Here is a 15,310-nt window from a genome sequence, read left to right as displayed (position 1 = left end):
TCAAGGGACCATGGGACTTCTGCTCGCCCTGCTGATGGGCCTCGGCGTCTGGGGCGTCTTCGTCGGCCTCCGCATGTACCGGGCCGAGGCCAAGCTCCCCGGCGACCTCGCCCTCGCCCTGGAGGTCGGCGCCACCCGCACCGGCGCGGTCGACTCCCTGGTCGACCGCCTCGGCATGCGCTACGCCCCCGCCGTGCTGCGCCTCATGGGCCCCCAGCAGGTCGCCAGGTACCGCCGCAGGATCGACCTCGCGGGCAACCCCGGCGGCCTCACCCTCGACCGCTACGCCGCCCGCCGCGCGGTCTACGGCACCCTCGGCGGCGTCGGCTTCCTGGTCTTCCTCCTGCGCGGCCAGTTCTTCGTGGCGCTGCTGCTGCTCGCCTTCGGGGCGTTCTGGACGGAGGTCGGCATCTGGTCGGCGATCCGCGTCCGCAGGGACGTGATCGAGCGGACGCTGCCGGACTTCCTGGACGTGCTCGCGGTCGTGGTGAGCGCGGGGCTCGGCTTCCGCCAGGCCCTGGACCGCGTGGCGTCGAGGTACGAGGGCCCGTGGGCGGACGAACTGCGCATCACGCTGCGCCAGATGGACCTGGGCATGAGCCGCCGCCAGGCCTTCGCGGAACTCCGGCGGAGGAACGACTCGGAGCAGGTCGCCATGTTCGTCACCGCGCTCCAGCAGGGCGAGGAACTCGGCGCCCCGATCGTCGACACCCTGGTGTCCCTGGCCAAGGACATGCGCCGCACGGACGCCCAGAACGCCCGCCGCAAGGCCGCCCGGGCGGTCCCCAAGGCCACCATGATGATCACCACGTTCATGGTCCCGGCCACCATGATCCTCCTCGGCGCCGGCCTGATCCTCGGCTCCGGCACCGACTTCGGCTCGATCACGGGCGAGTAGGACGAGGGGCAGGGCGCCATGACGACGACCGGGCAACGCACCGCGGGCGGCCGTGCGGGAGGCCGCACGGGGTCGCTCCGCCGACGCCGCCGGGACCCCGGGGACACCGCCCCGAGGGCGGGCGCGGTCCTGCCCGACCGCGCCCGGCCGGGCGCGACGGACACCCCGGTGACGTCGGCGGCATCGGTGACAGCGGTGCCCTCGGCGACGCCGGCGCCGCCACCCGGCCGGGGGACGGGGCCCGACGGCGCCCGGCCCCCGCAGGGGCCGCCCGCGCCCGGCGACGGGAACCGCACGGCCGGTGGCGCGGGCGGGAGACCGCACCCGGCCGAAGCCCGGACGCGCCCCCCACAGCCCGCACCCGCACCCGTACCCGCATCCGCACCCGCATCCGCACCGGACGTCGACATCCAGGTCAACGCCCTCCAGGCCCTGTGCCGGCAGGTGTTCGGCTTCCGGCTGGCGATGATCGCGCTCGCCGCCCCCGCGGCCCTCCTCAACGCCAGCCCCGGGTGGGGCACCCGCCTGGTCGGCAGCGCGGTCGTGGTCACCTTCATGGCGTCCTACGTCCTCTTCCGGGACTGGGAACGCTTCGGCCCCCTCCTCCTGCGCCACCCCACGCTCCTCGCCGGGGACACCCTCTTCGGCGCCCTGCTCCTCGTCTCCGCGGGCCCGGACACCACCCTCGCCTACGTCAGCGTCTGCACCCCGCTCCTGGCGGGCCTGGTCTACGGCTGGCGCGGCGCGGCCGTCTTCGCCTCCCTCCAGGGCCTGATCCTGCTGCTGGTCTACGCGACCGTGGAGGGCCCGCACGAGGGACCGGCCCAGACGCTGCTCCTGCCCGGCCTCTGCGTGGTCGCGGGCGCGGTCGGCTCCAGCCTGCGCAACCTGATGCTCCGCTTCGGCGCGGCGACCCGGGCCCTGACGGCGGTCCGGGCCCGCCTGGCCGTCACCGAGGCGGTCGACGCGGAACGCGCCCGCCTGGCCCGCGAGATGCACGACTCGGTGGCGAAGACCCTGCACGGGGTCGCCCTGGCGGCCGACGGCCTGGCGGCCACGGCGGGCGCCCCGCGCGTGGACCCGGCCCTGGTGAGGCAGCAGGCGGAACTCGTCGCCCGCTCGGCCCGCCGCGCGGCGGCGGAATCCCGCGAACTCCTCACCGACCTGCGCCGCGAGACCGACCCGGACCAGGGCACGGACGTCCTGGCCGAACTGGCGGACCGCACCCGCGACTTCGGCACCCGCACCGGTCTGCCGGCGACCTGCCGCCCGACCGGCGGCCACGCGCTTCCCCCCGTCCCCCCGGCGGTGGCCCGCCAGCTCCTCTCCATCGCCTCGGAGGCCATGGAGAACGCCCACCGCCACGCCGCCCCGACCCGGATCGACGTCCGCGCGGGCGTCCACGGCGACCTGCTCCGCATCAGCGTCCACGACGACGGCCGCGGCCTCCCGCCCGGCACGAACCTCGAACAACTCCGCCGCGCCGGCCACTTCGGCCTGCTCGGCATGGTCGAGCGGGCGACCTCCGTCGGCGCCCGCATCCGCATCGGCCGCGGCCCGCACGCGCGGGGCACGGAGGTCCGGCTGGAACTCCCCCTGGCGGCCCTGACGGCACCCGGCCCTCCGGCGGCACCCGGCCCTCCGGAGGCGGCCCCATGAGCAGCAGCCGGTCGGTACGCGTCCCCCCATCCCGTCCCCGGAGAGGAGGCAGCCCCATGCAGAGTCCCACGCAGCCGCCGCCGAACCCCTTCCAGAAGGTCCCCCCGCCCGCCGCGCTCCGGGTCGTGGTCGCCGACGACAACCCGGTGGTCCGCGCCGGCCTGACCGCCCTGCTCTCCGGCCGCGGGGACATCACGGTCGTGGCGGAGGCGGCGGACGGCAGGGAGGCCTACGAGGCGGCCCGCACCCACCGCCCCCACGTCATCCTCCTCGACGTCCGCATGCCGGGCGTGGACGGCATCTCCGCGCTGCCCCACCTGGTGCGGATCGCCCCGGTCGTGATGCTGACGTACAGCAGGGAGTCGGAGGTCGTCCAGGAGGCGCTGCGCAGGGGGGCGGGCGGCTACCTGGTCCACGGCGAGTTCACGGCGGACCAGCTGGTGGCGGCGGTGCGGGACGTCAAGGAGGGCAGGGCCCACTTCACCTCCACAGCGGCGGGAGCATTGCTGGAGCAACTTCGCCAAGGGTCCGGTACGGGGCGGGCCCTGCCGGACGGGTTAGGTGACGCGCACACAACTCACCGGACTGCTAAACGGAACTTGGCGGGTTCAAGCCTCCCTCCCCCCTCGTCCTCGCCTACTTCTGCAGAAAACCTTTCGCAACTGCAACCGGGTATGGCACAGTCGTCGTCTGGGTGGACGGGTGGCCGTCCGGCCGTCCCCGACAGGTCGAGGTTCCAGCTGAGCACGAGGGAGGCGGAGATCATGGACCTCATCGCGTCCGGCATGAACAACCAGCAGATCGCCGCCACGTGCTTCATCAGCGAGAAGACGGTCAAGAACCACATCAACCGCATCTTCGCCAAGCTCCACAGCACCAGCCGCTCCGAGGCCGCCGCGAAGTGGCTCGGCACGGCACCGGGTTCCGGCCGGGGAGTGGGGTGACCTGCGGTGACGGTGGGGGAGAAGAGGAACCGGGTCCGCGATTGGGCCCGGCTTTGGGCCCTGGGGCCCTCTGGCGGACGGGGTGCCCACTCCTACGGTGCTCAGGTCGACGGCGGCACCGCGAAGGAAGCCGCCACCGCGTCAGCCGGAGGGGAACACCATGAGCAACTGGATCAACACGACGGTCGCGTACCTCCAGTCCCGAGCCGCCCGCAACGACAAGGGCCAGACGGCGGTGGAGTACCTGGGCATCATCGCGGTGGTCGTGGCGATCGTCCTGGCGATCACGGGGACGGACATTGGCGCGTCGATCTACGACGCGATCACAGAGCAGATCGCGAATGTCACCGGTGGTTGATGCGGCCCCGTAAGTACGGCGACGCAGGGCAGGCCTTCCCCATCTACATCACGGTGGTGGGGGGTCTGCTCTTCCTCGCGTTCGCGTACTTTGCGGTGGGCCAGGCCGCGGCGAATCGAAACGACGCGCAGACGGCTGCCGATGCGGCCGCTCTGGCAGCGGCTCAGGACCGGCGGGATCAGCTTACGGGTGCGTGGGTGCAGAACCTCTTGGATCCGGCCAAGTGGAAGGCCATTTTCGATGGTGCTGCGGATGGAATCGATGCTTCGTGCTGGCGGGCGGATCAACTCGCGGCACAAAACGACGCGACCGTACTGACGTGCGAACTTGACGGGTTGCTGGGCTACACGGTTGAAGTTGAGACGAACGATACGGTGGGCGACTCCATTGTGCCTGGCACGGAGACGAAGAAGTCCAAGGAGACCGCCACCGCTGTGATCGAACCTCGCTGCACCTTTGAACTTCTGGGGGAGGGCGCGGGGGAGGACGTATTGCCTCTGCTCACCTGCGAGGGCAAAAAGTGGGAGTTGGATCCGAAGGATCCTGAGGAACTGCTCCCGCAGCCTGAAGAACTGTTCGATGTCCATTTGGCCGACTGACAAGCGAACGACGAGTGACAAGGAAGACAGAGGTATGAGCATTCGGTTCACAACGAAGACCCGCAGGGAGGTGGTCGCGCTGACCGTTGCGGCCGGATTGGCCTTCGGAGTGGTCGGTTGCGGCGGAGGAAGTGACGACGACAAGAAGCCGAAGGCTTCGGCTTCCGCGTCCAAGGATGGCGAATCTGGTCCGAGTGCTCAGGAAGGTCAGTCCGATGAGCCGCTGGCGGAATTGAGGGGGCAGGATGGTCTGCTCTTGAGGCTTACTTCTGCTGAGCGTGACGCCGGAGGTTTTCTGACGGTTAACGGCGAGCTTAAGAACGAAGGTGCGAAAAGGATCACCGTGCCAGCGGTGCTCAGGGGGAACGAGACAGAAATCATCAAGCACGGTAGGACGCTCGGCGGAGCCACTTTGGTGGACTCGCAGAGTAAGAAACGTTACTACGTGCTCCGTGATACCGATGGACGCCCTCTGACCACCACGGATCTGGGAATTGTAAAGCCTGGAGAAACCGTCCCGGTCTTTATGCAGTTCCCGGCTCCGCCCGCCAGCGCATCAGAAGTCAGCTTCCAGCTGCCGACCTTCCCGAGCGCCACTATTGAGATTTCCGGGTGAGGCAGAGGATGACTCGTACGCGCGTGATTCTCGCCGGGAGTATCGCCGCTCTCATGGTCATCGGCTCCGGAGCGGCCTACGCCGATGATGGCCCTAGTGTCCCTCCGGGCACCGAGACGACAGTCTCCGCGCCGGTAGAGGTGGATGGCAACGACCCCGACCTCAAGCTTCCAGAAGGGGCGACCCTCGCCGCTGCCAAAGTCCTCGACATCAAAACGGTCGTCGAGGAGCAGAGCGGCGACGAACGCCGTGAGGACACCAACTCGGACGTGAAGTTCGCGCTCCAGGCCGAGGTGCTGTTCGGCAAGGACAGCGCGAAGCTCAGCGCGCAGGCCAAAGCCCGGATCGGCGCCATCGCGGAGGAGATCAAGGCCCAGAACGCGACGAGGATCCGCGTCTTCGGCTTCACGGACAACCTCGGCTCCTCGGCGCACGGCGACGTCCTGTCCCGGCAGCGCGCGAACGCCGTGCACGGCGTCCTGGAGCAGGAGCTGAACGACTCCGACGTCACCTACGAGGTGCGTGGCTACGGCGAGCAGTACCCGATCGCCGACAACTCCACGGAAGCCGGCCGCAAGAAGAACCGCCGGGTCGAGATCTCCTTCCCGCGCGGGGAGGGTTGACGGCTACACGCAGGTGACCGGCCTTGCCCGCCCTGATCTCCGGGATGAGGACGCGCAGGGCCTCTCCGCTGTCGGTGAGCGGGGCGTCGTACTCGCCGTCGCTCCCTGCGGTGGACTGCCCGTGGGCGGTGCTGCCCAGGGAGGGGGCGCGCGTGTACACGGACGGGGAACCGTAGGGGACGCGGCCCGTCAGGCCCGCTCCCGCGCCACCTCGACCCGCACTCCGGCCCGCAGTCCCCACCCCTCCATCGCCCCGGCCTCAGCCTCGAGTACGTGCCGGGCCCGCACCCGGGGCAGCCCGAGCCGTCCCGGCGGCATGGTCCGCACGGCGACGACGGTGAGGCGGCGGTCGAGGTAGGCGACGTCGATGGGCATGCGCATGCGGAAGGTGTGCACGCTGTTGGCGGGCGAGAGCAGCAGCGCCCCGTCGAGGGAGTCACGTCCCAGCAGTCCCCTGGCGCGGGCCCGGTAGGAGGCGGCGATCTCCAGCGGGACGCGCACGGGTGGTTCTCCGTCCCCTCCCCGCACGGTCAGTTCTCCCCGCCCGTCCCGCCAGCGCGCCACAGTCGCCCCCTCCGCCACCGCACAGCCGACCCGCAGTCGGCCGACCGGACCGAACGTATCCCCGCCGGGCCGGCCTGTAGTGCTGAAAAGCGTGAACAGGGGACGGGTGAGTGTCGTTCCAGCGCTCAAACGAGCGGGACGATGACAGTGAGGGCCGAGTTGTCCACGTTTTCCGGAAGACGGAGGAGAGAGCGAGGCCCTCACGGGCGTGTGCGGCGCCCGGTGGGGCGACGCGGAGGCGGCGGCCGAGGCGAACCTGGCCGCGTTCGTCACGGAACTGGGCCGCCGGAGCCCTCACCGCACGCTGAGCACGCGTGTCCCCTGCACCGCGGCCGAACGGGCGAATCCCGCCCGAACCCCTCCCCGAGCCCTTCCGCGCCCTGGCGGCCCGGCACTGCTACGGCGACCTGACGGTATGGGGCCCGTACGGTCCGGCGGCCCGTCGGTAGCCCCCGGTGGTTCGGCCTCTCCCTCGACCAGTCCGACGGCGACGCCCCTGGGATCACGACCGCCCTGGTCGGTGGCCGTCCGCTCACGGAACCCACGGACCGGGGCTGAAATGTGACGTGGAACACGCTCGGTGGGCGATGAGCCGATCCGCCCCCACCGGTCCCACCCCGTGACAGCACCGCCCCGCGGCCCGACCGGCGCAGGGCGCGTCCGACAGTCCGGGCACACCGAGCACCGGCAAGCGAACGCCGGCGACCGAACCCCTGGCACCGGACACCGACAGACGGGACACCACCGGCATGACCACCTCCAAGGGCCCTGCCGGCTACTTCCCCTCCATCGAGGAGAAGTACGGCCGCCCGACAGCGGAATGGAAGGACTTCCTCCGCCCCTCACCCCTGACCAAGCACATGGAACTCGTCACCTGGCTCAAGACCGAACACGGACTGGGCCACGGCCATGCCAACGCCCTCGTCGCCCACACCCTCGCGGAGACCCGCGGCCGGTAGGCCGTCCGCCGTGACCGGCCGTGCCGTTCCGGCCGTCAGTTGCCGACGTGGTGCGACGTGGCGCGACGTGGTTACCGGTCCGCCCCCTGCCGGGTAGGACCTCCGCCATGACCACACTCGGCGCAGTCTTCCGTCCCCAGCTCGCCCCCGAACGCCTCCGTTCCGTCGCCCGGCTCGCGGACGAGACGGGGCTCGACGAACTCTGGCTGTGGGAGGACTGCTTCCGGGAGGGCGGGATCTCGACCGCCGCCGCCGCGCTCGCGTGGACCGAGCGGGTGCGGGTCGGGGTCGGGCTGCTGCCCGTGCCCCTGCGGAACGTCGCCGTCACCGCGATGGAGGCCGCCACCCTGCACCGCATGTTCCCCGGACGCGCGATGCTCGGCGTCGGGCACGGGGTGCAGGACTGGATGGGGCAGGTGGGGGCGAGGGTCGAGTCACCGGTCACCCTGCTGCGGGAGCACCTCCTCGCGCTGCGGGACCTGCTGCGGGGCGAGCGCGTCACGACCCGCGGGCGGTACGTCACCCTCGACGACGTCGCCCTCGACTGGCCGCCGGAGCGCGCGGTGGAGGTGCTCGCGGGGGCCACCGGCCCGCGGACCGTGCGGCTCACCGGCGAGGCCGCCGACGGCACCGTCCTCACCGCCGCCACCTCACCGGAGGGCGTCCGGCGCGCACGCCGGCTCATCGAGGAGGGGCGCGTCGCGGCCGGACGCGGCACCGGGCCGCACAAGGTCGTCGTCTACCTGCTCGCCGCCACGGGACCCGGCGCCGGCGAGCGGCTGCGTGCCGAGCTGGTCGCCGAGGGAGCGGGCGGGGACCCGGACCTCGGGGTCGCCGGGGACGCGGACGCCGTCGCCGAGGCGGTGCGGCGGCTGGCCGGGGCCGGGGCCGACTCGGTCGTCCTCCAGCCGACCGGCGACGAGCCGGACCCCGAGGGCTTCGTGCGGTTCGTGGCGGAGGACGTGCGGCCGCTGGTCCCGTGATCCGGCCGACAGGGGGCGGCCCTGTCCTGCATCATCGGGCCATGACGGACAAGCGGGCCCGTTCCTTCGAGGACCTCGTCGCGGAGGGCGCCTCCGTCCCCACCGAGGGATGGGACTTCTCCTGGTTCGAGGGCCGGGCCACCGAGGCCAGGCCCTCCTGGGGGTACGCCGTGTCGATGGCCGGGCGGCTGGCCCGGGCAGGCGCCGCGCTCGACGTCCAGACCGGGGGCGGCGAGGTGCTGGACTTCGCCCTCGCCGAGGCGTCCCGGCGGCCCCCGCTCACCGTCGCCACCGAGGGGTGGCCGCCCAACGTCGCCAGGGCCACCGCCCTGCTCCGGCCCCGCGGCGTGGCCGTCGTCGCCTCGTCCGAGGAAGCGCCGCTGCCCTTCGCCGACGGGACCTTCGACCTCGTCGTCAGCAGGCATCCCGTCCGGACACCCTGGGACGAGATCGCCCGGGTGCTGGAGGCCGGGGGCACCTACTTCGCCCAGCACGTCGGGCCGGGCAGCGTCCGCGAACTCACCGAGTGCTTCCTCAGGCCGCGGCCGGACGGGCGGCACGACGCCCGGCACCCCGACCGCGAGCGGCGCCGCGCCGAGGACGCCGGGCTGGAGGTCGTCGACCTGCGTGCCGAACGGCTCCGCATGGAGTTCCACGACATCGCCGCCGTCGTCCACTTCCTGCGCAAGGTGGTCTGGATCGTCCCGGGCTTCACCGTCGAGGGGTGTCTGCCGCAGCTGCGCGCCCTGCACCGGCGGATCGAGCGGGAGGGGGCGTTCGTGGCGCACAGCACCCGGCACCTGATCGAGGCCCGCAAGCCCGGCCCCGGCCGGCCGGGGCGGTGACGACGGGGCGGCCCGCCCGTCCACCCTCCGGCCCGCTCCTGTTCGCTCCCGCCCGCTCCCCTCCCGGGTGAGGCCGGAGTTTCCGCATCGTTACCGGGGCGGCTCGCCTTCGGGACTCGGCATCGGGTAGGTTCAGACCAAGGTAATTCGCGTAAGCAAACCTTCACGGGTGGTGCCGTGCGTCGGAGGGGGCCGTGCGGCGCCACCCGCCTCCGCCCTCCGTCTCCGTTCCCGCCCCGCCCGCGCCGCGCGCCGGGTCAAGCGGACGTTCCTCGCCGCGTCACCCGTCGGGGGGACCGCCGGAAGAGTTGTCGCGATGCGGGCCCTTCGGCGCCTCATCCGGCACAGCAGCCCCACACCCTTCGCTTTTCGGCAGGATAACGCTGCATTCAGGCCATGAGAACGGTCCGAACCGTGGCCTCCGCGGGCGTCGAGGCGTTGCCGACCGGTTCCGGAGAGTAGTTGTGGCACGCCGATGCACGCAGCATCACTTACGAAGGGTTATGGTGGAAACCCCCCCCTCGGGCCGGTCCGTCTCCCCCCCACGGACCGGCCCGTTTTTCTTGCCCGGCTTTCCTGCCCGGCCCGACGCCGGGAGCCGGGAGCCGGGACACGGCGAACGCCGGAGGCCGGGAGACGGCGGACCGGCGTCCGGCGCCCCGTGCCGCGGCCGGGTCCGGCCCCGGGCCGGACCCGCGGCCGCGGGGGCCGCCCGGGTGGTGGCCCGCACGACGGCCGGACCCGGGACGCCGCTCACCGTCCCGGTCGGTGTCGCCGCCGGTTCCGCCGGTTCCGCCTGTTCCGCCGCTTCCGGGGCGGCGCGGGCGACCGGTTCCGGCGGCACCGTGCGAACGCCGCACCGCCCCGGCACATCTGACGGACGGACCACCCGGGGGCTTGGGGGCCCCCGCCCCGGCAGGAGTAGGCTTCGCCCCCGGGGACTGCCACACGGACAGGGTTCGCCCGCGGCCGAAGCCGGGCCGTGCGCCGCGGACCGCGGCGAGTGCCGCCCCTGTCCGATCCGCACGGAGGGGCTGACGATCACGTGAACCTGCGCGACAAGCTGCGCGGCCTGCTGGTCAGGCTGTACGCGCGCCGGGTGGAAGGCCACCTGGACACCGCTCAGGTGCCCAAGCACATCGGCGTCATCATGGACGGCAACCGCCGTTGGGCGAAGGCCGCGGGCTCCAGCACCGTCCACGGCCATCGGGCCGGTGCGGACAAGATCGGGGAGTTCCTCGGCTGGTGCGCCGAGACGGACGTCGAGGTCGTCACCCTCTGGCTGCTGTCGACGGACAACTTCGACCGGCCGAGGGAGGAGCTCGTCCCGCTGCTCGGCATCATCGAGGACGTGGTCCGCACCCTCGCCGCCGACGGGCGCTGGCGGGTGCACCACGTCGGGACGCCCGACCTGCTGCCCTCCGGGATGCAGACCACCCTGAAGGAGGCCGAGGAGGCCACCGCGCACATCGACGGGATAGTGGTCAACGTCGCCATCGGGTACGGCGGCCGCCAGGAGATCGCCGACGCGGTGCGGTCCATGCTGCTCGACGCCCAGGAGAGGGGCGTCTCGATGGAGGAGCTCGCCGAGGCCGTCGACGTCGACATGATCGGACGTCACCTCTACACCCGCGCCCAGCCCGACCCCGACCTCGTCATCCGCACCAGCGGGGAGCAGCGGCTGTCCGGATTCATGCTCTGGCAGACCGCCCATTCGGAGTACTACTTCTGCGAGGTCTTCTGGCCGGCCTTCCGCAAGGTCGACTTCCTGCGCGCACTGCGCGACTACGCCGCCCGCCACCGGCGCTACGGCGGCTGAACGGCGCCGCACGGCGGCATCCGGGCAGGCCGGACACCCCGGCACGGGCCGGAGGTCACACGGAGTTCACCGAGGTGCCGTCATATGCCGTGGCATGGCGGCGCTCGTTCGAGGGCATAACCCAGGCAGGTCGACACCCGAACCACGGGTGTCGGATCTCAGCGGGCGGCACGGGAGCCGCCTGCCCGGGAGGCCCTTTGCACCAGCCCGACCGTGCGCTCTCGGCACGGAAGAAGCAGCGGAGGGCCGGTTTTCGGCCCGCGGTGCATGGGGGCCGTGGACCGGCCCAGCTCCGCCTCGTCGCTCCCCGACCTCATCCGAGGGGGTACGTCCTTCCGTGGTGACCAGCGCAAAGCGCCCCAAGCCAGACCGGCGCACCTATGTTCTCGACACCAGCGTCCTGCTGGCCGATCCCAACGCCCTGAGCCGCTTCGACGAGCACGAGGTCGTGCTCCCCGTCGTCGTGGTGACGGAGCTGGAGGCCAAGCGGAACCATCCCGAACTCGGCTACTTCGCCCGTCAGGCGCTGCGCCTGCTGGACGACTACCGGATGCGGTACGGCCGCCTCGACGCCCCCATCCCCACCGGGGACCTCGGCGGGACCGTGCGGGTCGAGCTGAACCACTCGGACCCCAGCGTGCTGCCCAGCGGCTACCGCCTGGGGGACAACGACTCCCGCATCCTCGCGGTCGCCCGCAACCTGCAGGCCGAGGGATTCGACGTCACCGTCGTGTCGAAGGACCTCCCGCTCAGGATCAAGGCGTCCTCCGTCGGTCTCCTCGCCGAGGAGTACCGCGCGGAGCTCGCCATCACGGACGCCTCCGGCTGGACCGGGATGTCCGAACTGACCCTGTCCGGGGAGCAGGTGGACGTCCTCTTCGAGGAAGGGCGCGCGTACGTGCCCGAGGCCTCCCACCTGCCCGTGCACACCGGACTGACCATCCAGTCGGAGCGCGGCAAGGCGCTGGGGCGGGTCACCGCCGAGGGGGACGTCCGTCTGGTGCGCGGCGACCGGGAGGCGTTCGGCGTCAAGGGGCGCAGCGCCGAGCAGCGGATCGCGCTCGACCTGCTGCTCGACCCGGAGGTCGGGATCGTGTCCCTGGGCGGCCGGGCCGGCACCGGCAAGTCGGCGCTGGCGCTGTGCGCGGGGCTCGAGGCGGTGCTGGAGAGCCGGCAGCACGAGAAGATCATGGTCTTCCGGCCGCTGTACGCGGTGGGCGGGCAGGAACTCGGCTACCTGCCCGGCACCGAGGCGGAGAAGATGGGCCCGTGGGCGCAGGCCGTCTTCGACACCCTGTCGGCGGTGACCAGCCGCGAGGTCATCGAGGAGGTCACCGCGCGCGGCATGCTGGAGGTCCTGCCGCTGACGCACATCCGGGGCCGCTCGCTGCACGACGCGTTCGTGATCGTGGACGAGGCGCAGTCACTGGAACGGAACGTCCTGCTGACCGTTCTGTCCCGGATCGGGGCCAATTCGCGGGTCGTGCTGACCCATGACGTCGCCCAGCGGGACAATCTGAGGGTCGGCCGGTACGACGGTGTGGTCGCCGTCGTCGAGAAGCTGAAGGGGCACCCGCTCTTCGCGCACGTCACCCTGACGCGGTCCGAGAGGTCCCGGATCGCCGCCCTGGTGACCGAAATGCTCGAAGACGGACAAGTCTGACCCGCGCGCCCCAACAAGGGCTGTTCTGAAGGTAGTTGGCGCCGCCCGGAAAGGTCGTAGAGCCTAGCCGGGCGGTGTCGGCGTGCGTGGGGCTTTCCTGGAATCCCCGGGGTCAAACGACATGTGAGCTTTCACACGCGACGGGGAATTGCCTTGCCCCGTCGTATTACGGCAGAGTCTCACTCCTGTCAGGCCCCGCATACGGCACAGCCTTACCCCCAGCGGTAGGGCACCACAGAGGCACCGCTTCCAACTCCATAGCGTCGCCGTATGCCGCCCGAGCACCACGCGGCACTCCCTCGCGGGAGTTGCCCACCGGGCCCGTGCCTCCCGTGGCCCGTAGTTGGGGAGGCCAGTGCCAGGGGCACGATTGCGTCCGCGAGGGTCACCGAAGCGGGCGATGCTGGAAGGAAACCGTGTGAGCCGGATGTCGGTCCGGGGATTCGCAGTGGCCTCCGCCACCGCGGTCACCGCTGTCGGAAGCGTCGTCGGCGTTGCCTCGGGCAGCGTCGCGCAGAACAACGACGCCGAAGCGACGGCAAGCGGCACCACGCTGCTCGCGGACATCCCCGCGGGCCAGCAGGCCCAGGTGCAGACCGCGTCCCTGGCGCAGCAGGCCGAGACGATGGCCATCGCCGCGGACACGAGCGCCAAGAAGGACGCGGAGGAGGCCGCCCGCAGGGCCGCCGCCGAAACCGCCATCGCCAAGAAGGAAGCCGCCGAGAAGAAGGCGAGGGCGCAGAAGGAGGCGCAGGAGCGCGAGCAGGCCGAGGCCAAGGCCGCCGCCAGCCGCTCCGCGACCCGCGACGCCTCCGAGATCGCCGTCCAGAGCTCGTACACGGTCGCCGAGGTCCAGGCGATCGCGCGCCAGATGATCCCCGGCGACCAGTTCCAGTGCTTCAGCAGCATCGTGCAGCGCGAGTCCACCTGGAACTACCTCGCCGTCAACCCCTCCTCCGGCGCCTACGGCCTGGTCCAGGCGCTCCCGGGTTCCAAGATGGCCTCCGCCGGCGCCGACTGGCGGACCAACCCGGCCACCCAGATCAAGTGGGGCCTGGGCTACATGAACGAGCGCTACGGCAGCCCCTGCGGCGCGTGGTCGTTCTGGCAGGCCAACCACTGGTACTAGAGCCCGGGGAGCCATCCGGCCCCGGCTCACGGCCTCCGGCCGGCATCCGGTCCCGGCGCAGCCCCGCACCGTTCCACGGTGCGGGGCTTTCGCCATGTACCGTCTGACCGACGACTCCAGGGGGAGTGGTGGGGAGCGACGGGGGAAGAGGACGGGACATGTCGCGAGTGCCAGGGTGGCTCGGCCGGATGGGAGCCCGACTGACCGAGGCGGGCAAGCGGTTGGAGCAGCGCCGTGCCGAGGCGCAGCGGGGCGGCCGGGAGGACGAGGAGGCCGCACGGGGGGCCGCCCCCGGACTCGTGCTGCCGGCCGACCACGCCTCCCTCGTCCAGCCCCGGCCCGACCCGGCGCAGGCCGTGCCCTGGGGGGTGCGGGTCGCGGCCGAGGCCGGCTGGCGGCTGCTGGTACTGGCCGGCACCGTCTGGGTGCTCATGCGGGTCATCAGCGCCGTCCAACTGGTGGTGCTGGCGTTCGCGGCCGCGCTGCTGATCACGGCGCTGCTGCAGCCGACGGTGGCACGGCTGTGCCGGCTCGGGGTGCCGCGCGGGCCGGCCACCGCGCTGACGGCCCTGTTCGGGTTCGTCGTGATCGGCCTCATCGGCTGGTTCGTGACCTGGCAGGTCATGGAGAACATCGACCACCTCTCCGACCAGATCCAGGACGGCATCGACGAGCTGCGCAACTGGCTGCTCAACAGCCCCTTCCACGTCACCGACAAGCAGATCAACGAGATCGCCGGGAACCTGCGGGAGGCGGTCGGCGCCAACACCGAGCAGATCACCTCGGCGGGCCTGGAGGGCGTGACGGTCGTCGTCGAGGCGCTCACCGGCATCCTGCTGGCGGCCTTCTCGACCCTGTTCCTGCTCTACGACGGCAGGCGCATCTGGGAGTGGTCGCTCAAGCTCGTCCCGGCCGTGGCCCGTCCGGGTGTCGCGGGCGCGGGTCCGGCCGCGTGGCGGACGCTCACGGCGTACGTGCGCGGCACGGTGGTGGTGGCCCTGATCGACGCGATCTTCATCGGCCTCGGCATCTACTTCCTCGACGTGCCGATGGCGGTGCCGCTCGCCGTCTTCATCTTCCTGTTCTCCTTCATCCCGCTCGTCGGCGCGGTGGTCTCCGGAGCGCTGGCGGTGGTCGTCGCCCTCGTCACGCAGGGCGTGTTCACGGGCGTCATGACGCTGGTGGTGGTCCTGGCGGTGCAGCAGATCGAGGGGCACATCCTCCAGCCGTTCATCCTGGGCCGCGCGGTGCGGGTCCACCCGCTCGCGGTGGTGCTGGCGGTCACCACGGGCGGCATGGTGGCCGGCATCGGCGGCGCGGTGGTCGCCGTGCCGCTGGTCGCGGTGATCAACACCGTCGCGGTCTACCTGCGCGCCTACTCCCAGGAGGTGGCCGTGCAACAGGCCGTCAGGCCCCGGGGCGTGACGGCCCTGTCCTCGGCACAGGCCGAGGCGGCGGCCTCCGCCGGCACGAGGCCGCCGGCTCCGGGGGAGGGGGAGCGGCCGGGGGACACGCGCGACCCGTAGCGGGAACCCGCCGCGGCGCGCCGGGCGCCGGGTCCCCGGCCGCCCCAGCGCGCCACCCACGACAGGGCCACCATCCGGCAACTGGGGAGGGGGGACGAGGCCGAGGGAGCGGCGCGGCTCGGGGC

At 72.1% G+C, this 15,310-nt stretch carries 15 protein-coding genes; 14 read left to right on the top strand and 1 reads right to left on the bottom strand.

Annotated features, from left to right (window positions below; translation table 11 throughout):
• Positions 1-10: 10 nt before the first annotated feature.
• From ACZ56B_RS21990 to ACZ56B_RS21960, 7 genes are all read left to right on the top strand, one after another.
• The gene (locus ACZ56B_RS21990) at positions 11-898 is read left to right on the top strand and encodes a DUF5936 domain-containing protein (protein ID WP_468793123.1); all 888 of its coding nucleotides are present in this window, start codon (positions 11-13) and stop codon (positions 896-898) included.
• An 18-nt stretch (positions 899-916) separates the two neighbouring features.
• Positions 917-2,557: a histidine kinase gene (locus ACZ56B_RS21985; RefSeq protein ID WP_468793120.1), complete on the top strand. Its 1,641-nt coding sequence runs from the start codon at positions 917-919 to the stop codon at positions 2,555-2,557.
• Between the two features lie 56 nt (positions 2,558-2,613).
• Positions 2,614-3,501, top strand: coding sequence for a response regulator (locus ACZ56B_RS21980; RefSeq protein ID WP_468793117.1), 888 nt, complete (start codon positions 2,614-2,616; stop codon positions 3,499-3,501).
• Positions 3,502-3,661: 160 nt separating this feature from the next.
• Complete coding sequence (locus ACZ56B_RS21975) at positions 3,662-3,859, top strand: hypothetical protein (protein ID WP_468793114.1); 198 nt, start codon at positions 3,662-3,664, stop codon at positions 3,857-3,859.
• Positions 3,859-4,458 carry a pilus assembly protein TadG-related protein gene (locus ACZ56B_RS21970; protein ID WP_468793111.1) on the top strand — a complete coding sequence of 200 codons (600 nt, stop codon included), beginning with the start codon at positions 3,859-3,861 and terminating at the stop codon, positions 4,456-4,458. Before ACZ56B_RS21975 ends, ACZ56B_RS21970 begins: the two co-directional genes overlap by 1 nt.
• A 34-nt stretch (positions 4,459-4,492) precedes the next feature.
• The gene (locus tag ACZ56B_RS21965; protein ID WP_468793108.1) at positions 4,493-5,074 is read left to right on the top strand and encodes a hypothetical protein; all 582 of its coding nucleotides are present in this window, start codon (positions 4,493-4,495) and stop codon (positions 5,072-5,074) included.
• A gap of 8 nt (positions 5,075-5,082) precedes the next feature.
• The gene (locus tag ACZ56B_RS21960; protein ID WP_468793105.1) at positions 5,083-5,697 is read left to right on the top strand and encodes an OmpA family protein; all 615 of its coding nucleotides are present in this window, start codon (positions 5,083-5,085) and stop codon (positions 5,695-5,697) included.
• Between the two features lie 189 nt (positions 5,698-5,886).
• On the opposite strand, the gene ACZ56B_RS21955 is transcribed toward ACZ56B_RS21960, so the two are convergent.
• Positions 5,887-6,261 carry a DUF192 domain-containing protein gene (locus tag ACZ56B_RS21955; RefSeq protein WP_468793102.1) on the bottom strand — a complete coding sequence of 125 codons (375 nt, stop codon included), beginning with the start codon at positions 6,259-6,261 and terminating at the stop codon, positions 5,887-5,889.
• Positions 6,262-7,010: 749 nt separating this feature from the next.
• Between ACZ56B_RS21955 and ACZ56B_RS21950 the strand changes: the two genes are divergently transcribed.
• The 7 genes from ACZ56B_RS21950 (at position 7,011) to ACZ56B_RS21920 (ending at position 15,185) form a co-directional block, all read left to right on the top strand.
• Entirely contained in the window at positions 7,011-7,220 is a 210-nt protein-coding gene (locus ACZ56B_RS21950) for a DUF4287 domain-containing protein (RefSeq protein WP_468793099.1), read from the top strand.
• Between the two features lie 107 nt (positions 7,221-7,327).
• Positions 7,328-8,203, top strand: a complete 876-nt coding sequence (locus tag ACZ56B_RS21945; protein WP_468793096.1) for an LLM class flavin-dependent oxidoreductase — start codon at positions 7,328-7,330, stop codon at positions 8,201-8,203.
• 41 nt (positions 8,204-8,244) lie between these two features.
• Positions 8,245-9,048: a methyltransferase domain-containing protein gene (locus tag ACZ56B_RS21940; RefSeq protein ID WP_468793093.1), complete on the top strand. Its 804-nt coding sequence runs from the start codon at positions 8,245-8,247 to the stop codon at positions 9,046-9,048.
• 1,045 nt (positions 9,049-10,093) lie between these two features.
• Positions 10,094-10,867 carry an isoprenyl transferase gene (locus tag ACZ56B_RS21935; RefSeq protein WP_468793090.1) on the top strand — a complete coding sequence of 258 codons (774 nt, stop codon included), beginning with the start codon at positions 10,094-10,096 and terminating at the stop codon, positions 10,865-10,867.
• Positions 10,868-11,204: 337 nt separating this feature from the next.
• On the top strand, positions 11,205-12,530 hold the full coding sequence (locus ACZ56B_RS21930) for a PhoH family protein (protein ID WP_468793087.1): 1,326 nt from the start codon (positions 11,205-11,207) through the stop codon (positions 12,528-12,530).
• 418 nt (positions 12,531-12,948) lie between these two features.
• Positions 12,949-13,659: an aggregation-promoting factor C-terminal-like domain-containing protein gene (locus tag ACZ56B_RS21925; RefSeq protein WP_468793084.1), complete on the top strand. Its 711-nt coding sequence runs from the start codon at positions 12,949-12,951 to the stop codon at positions 13,657-13,659.
• 158 nt (positions 13,660-13,817) lie between these two features.
• On the top strand, positions 13,818-15,185 hold the full coding sequence (locus tag ACZ56B_RS21920; RefSeq protein WP_468793081.1) for an AI-2E family transporter: 1,368 nt from the start codon (positions 13,818-13,820) through the stop codon (positions 15,183-15,185).
• Positions 15,186-15,310: the final 125 nt, after the last annotated feature.

This window comes from Streptomyces sp. NPDC034670 (assembly GCF_055574875.1).
Note: the sequence above shows the minus strand (reverse complement) of the source record. Positions and strands in the feature narration are given on the sequence as shown.

Coding starts and splice junctions, on each gene's coding strand:
- ACZ56B_RS21990 (WP_468793123.1), top strand. CDS start 11: ATGGGACTTCTGCTCGCCCTGCTGATGGGCCTCGGCGTCTGGGGCGTC.
- ACZ56B_RS21985 (WP_468793120.1), top strand. CDS start 917: ATGACGACGACCGGGCAACGCACCGCGGGCGGCCGTGCGGGAGGCCGC.
- ACZ56B_RS21980 (WP_468793117.1), top strand. CDS start 2,614: ATGCAGAGTCCCACGCAGCCGCCGCCGAACCCCTTCCAGAAGGTCCCC.
- ACZ56B_RS21975 (WP_468793114.1), top strand. CDS start 3,662: ATGAGCAACTGGATCAACACGACGGTCGCGTACCTCCAGTCCCGAGCC.
- ACZ56B_RS21970 (WP_468793111.1), top strand. CDS start 3,859: ATGCGGCCCCGTAAGTACGGCGACGCAGGGCAGGCCTTCCCCATCTAC.
- ACZ56B_RS21965 (WP_468793108.1), top strand. CDS start 4,493: ATGAGCATTCGGTTCACAACGAAGACCCGCAGGGAGGTGGTCGCGCTG.
- ACZ56B_RS21960 (WP_468793105.1), top strand. CDS start 5,083: ATGACTCGTACGCGCGTGATTCTCGCCGGGAGTATCGCCGCTCTCATG.
- ACZ56B_RS21950 (WP_468793099.1), top strand. CDS start 7,011: ATGACCACCTCCAAGGGCCCTGCCGGCTACTTCCCCTCCATCGAGGAG.
- ACZ56B_RS21945 (WP_468793096.1), top strand. CDS start 7,328: ATGACCACACTCGGCGCAGTCTTCCGTCCCCAGCTCGCCCCCGAACGC.
- ACZ56B_RS21940 (WP_468793093.1), top strand. CDS start 8,245: ATGACGGACAAGCGGGCCCGTTCCTTCGAGGACCTCGTCGCGGAGGGC.
- ACZ56B_RS21920 (WP_468793081.1), top strand. CDS start 13,818: ATGTCGCGAGTGCCAGGGTGGCTCGGCCGGATGGGAGCCCGACTGACC.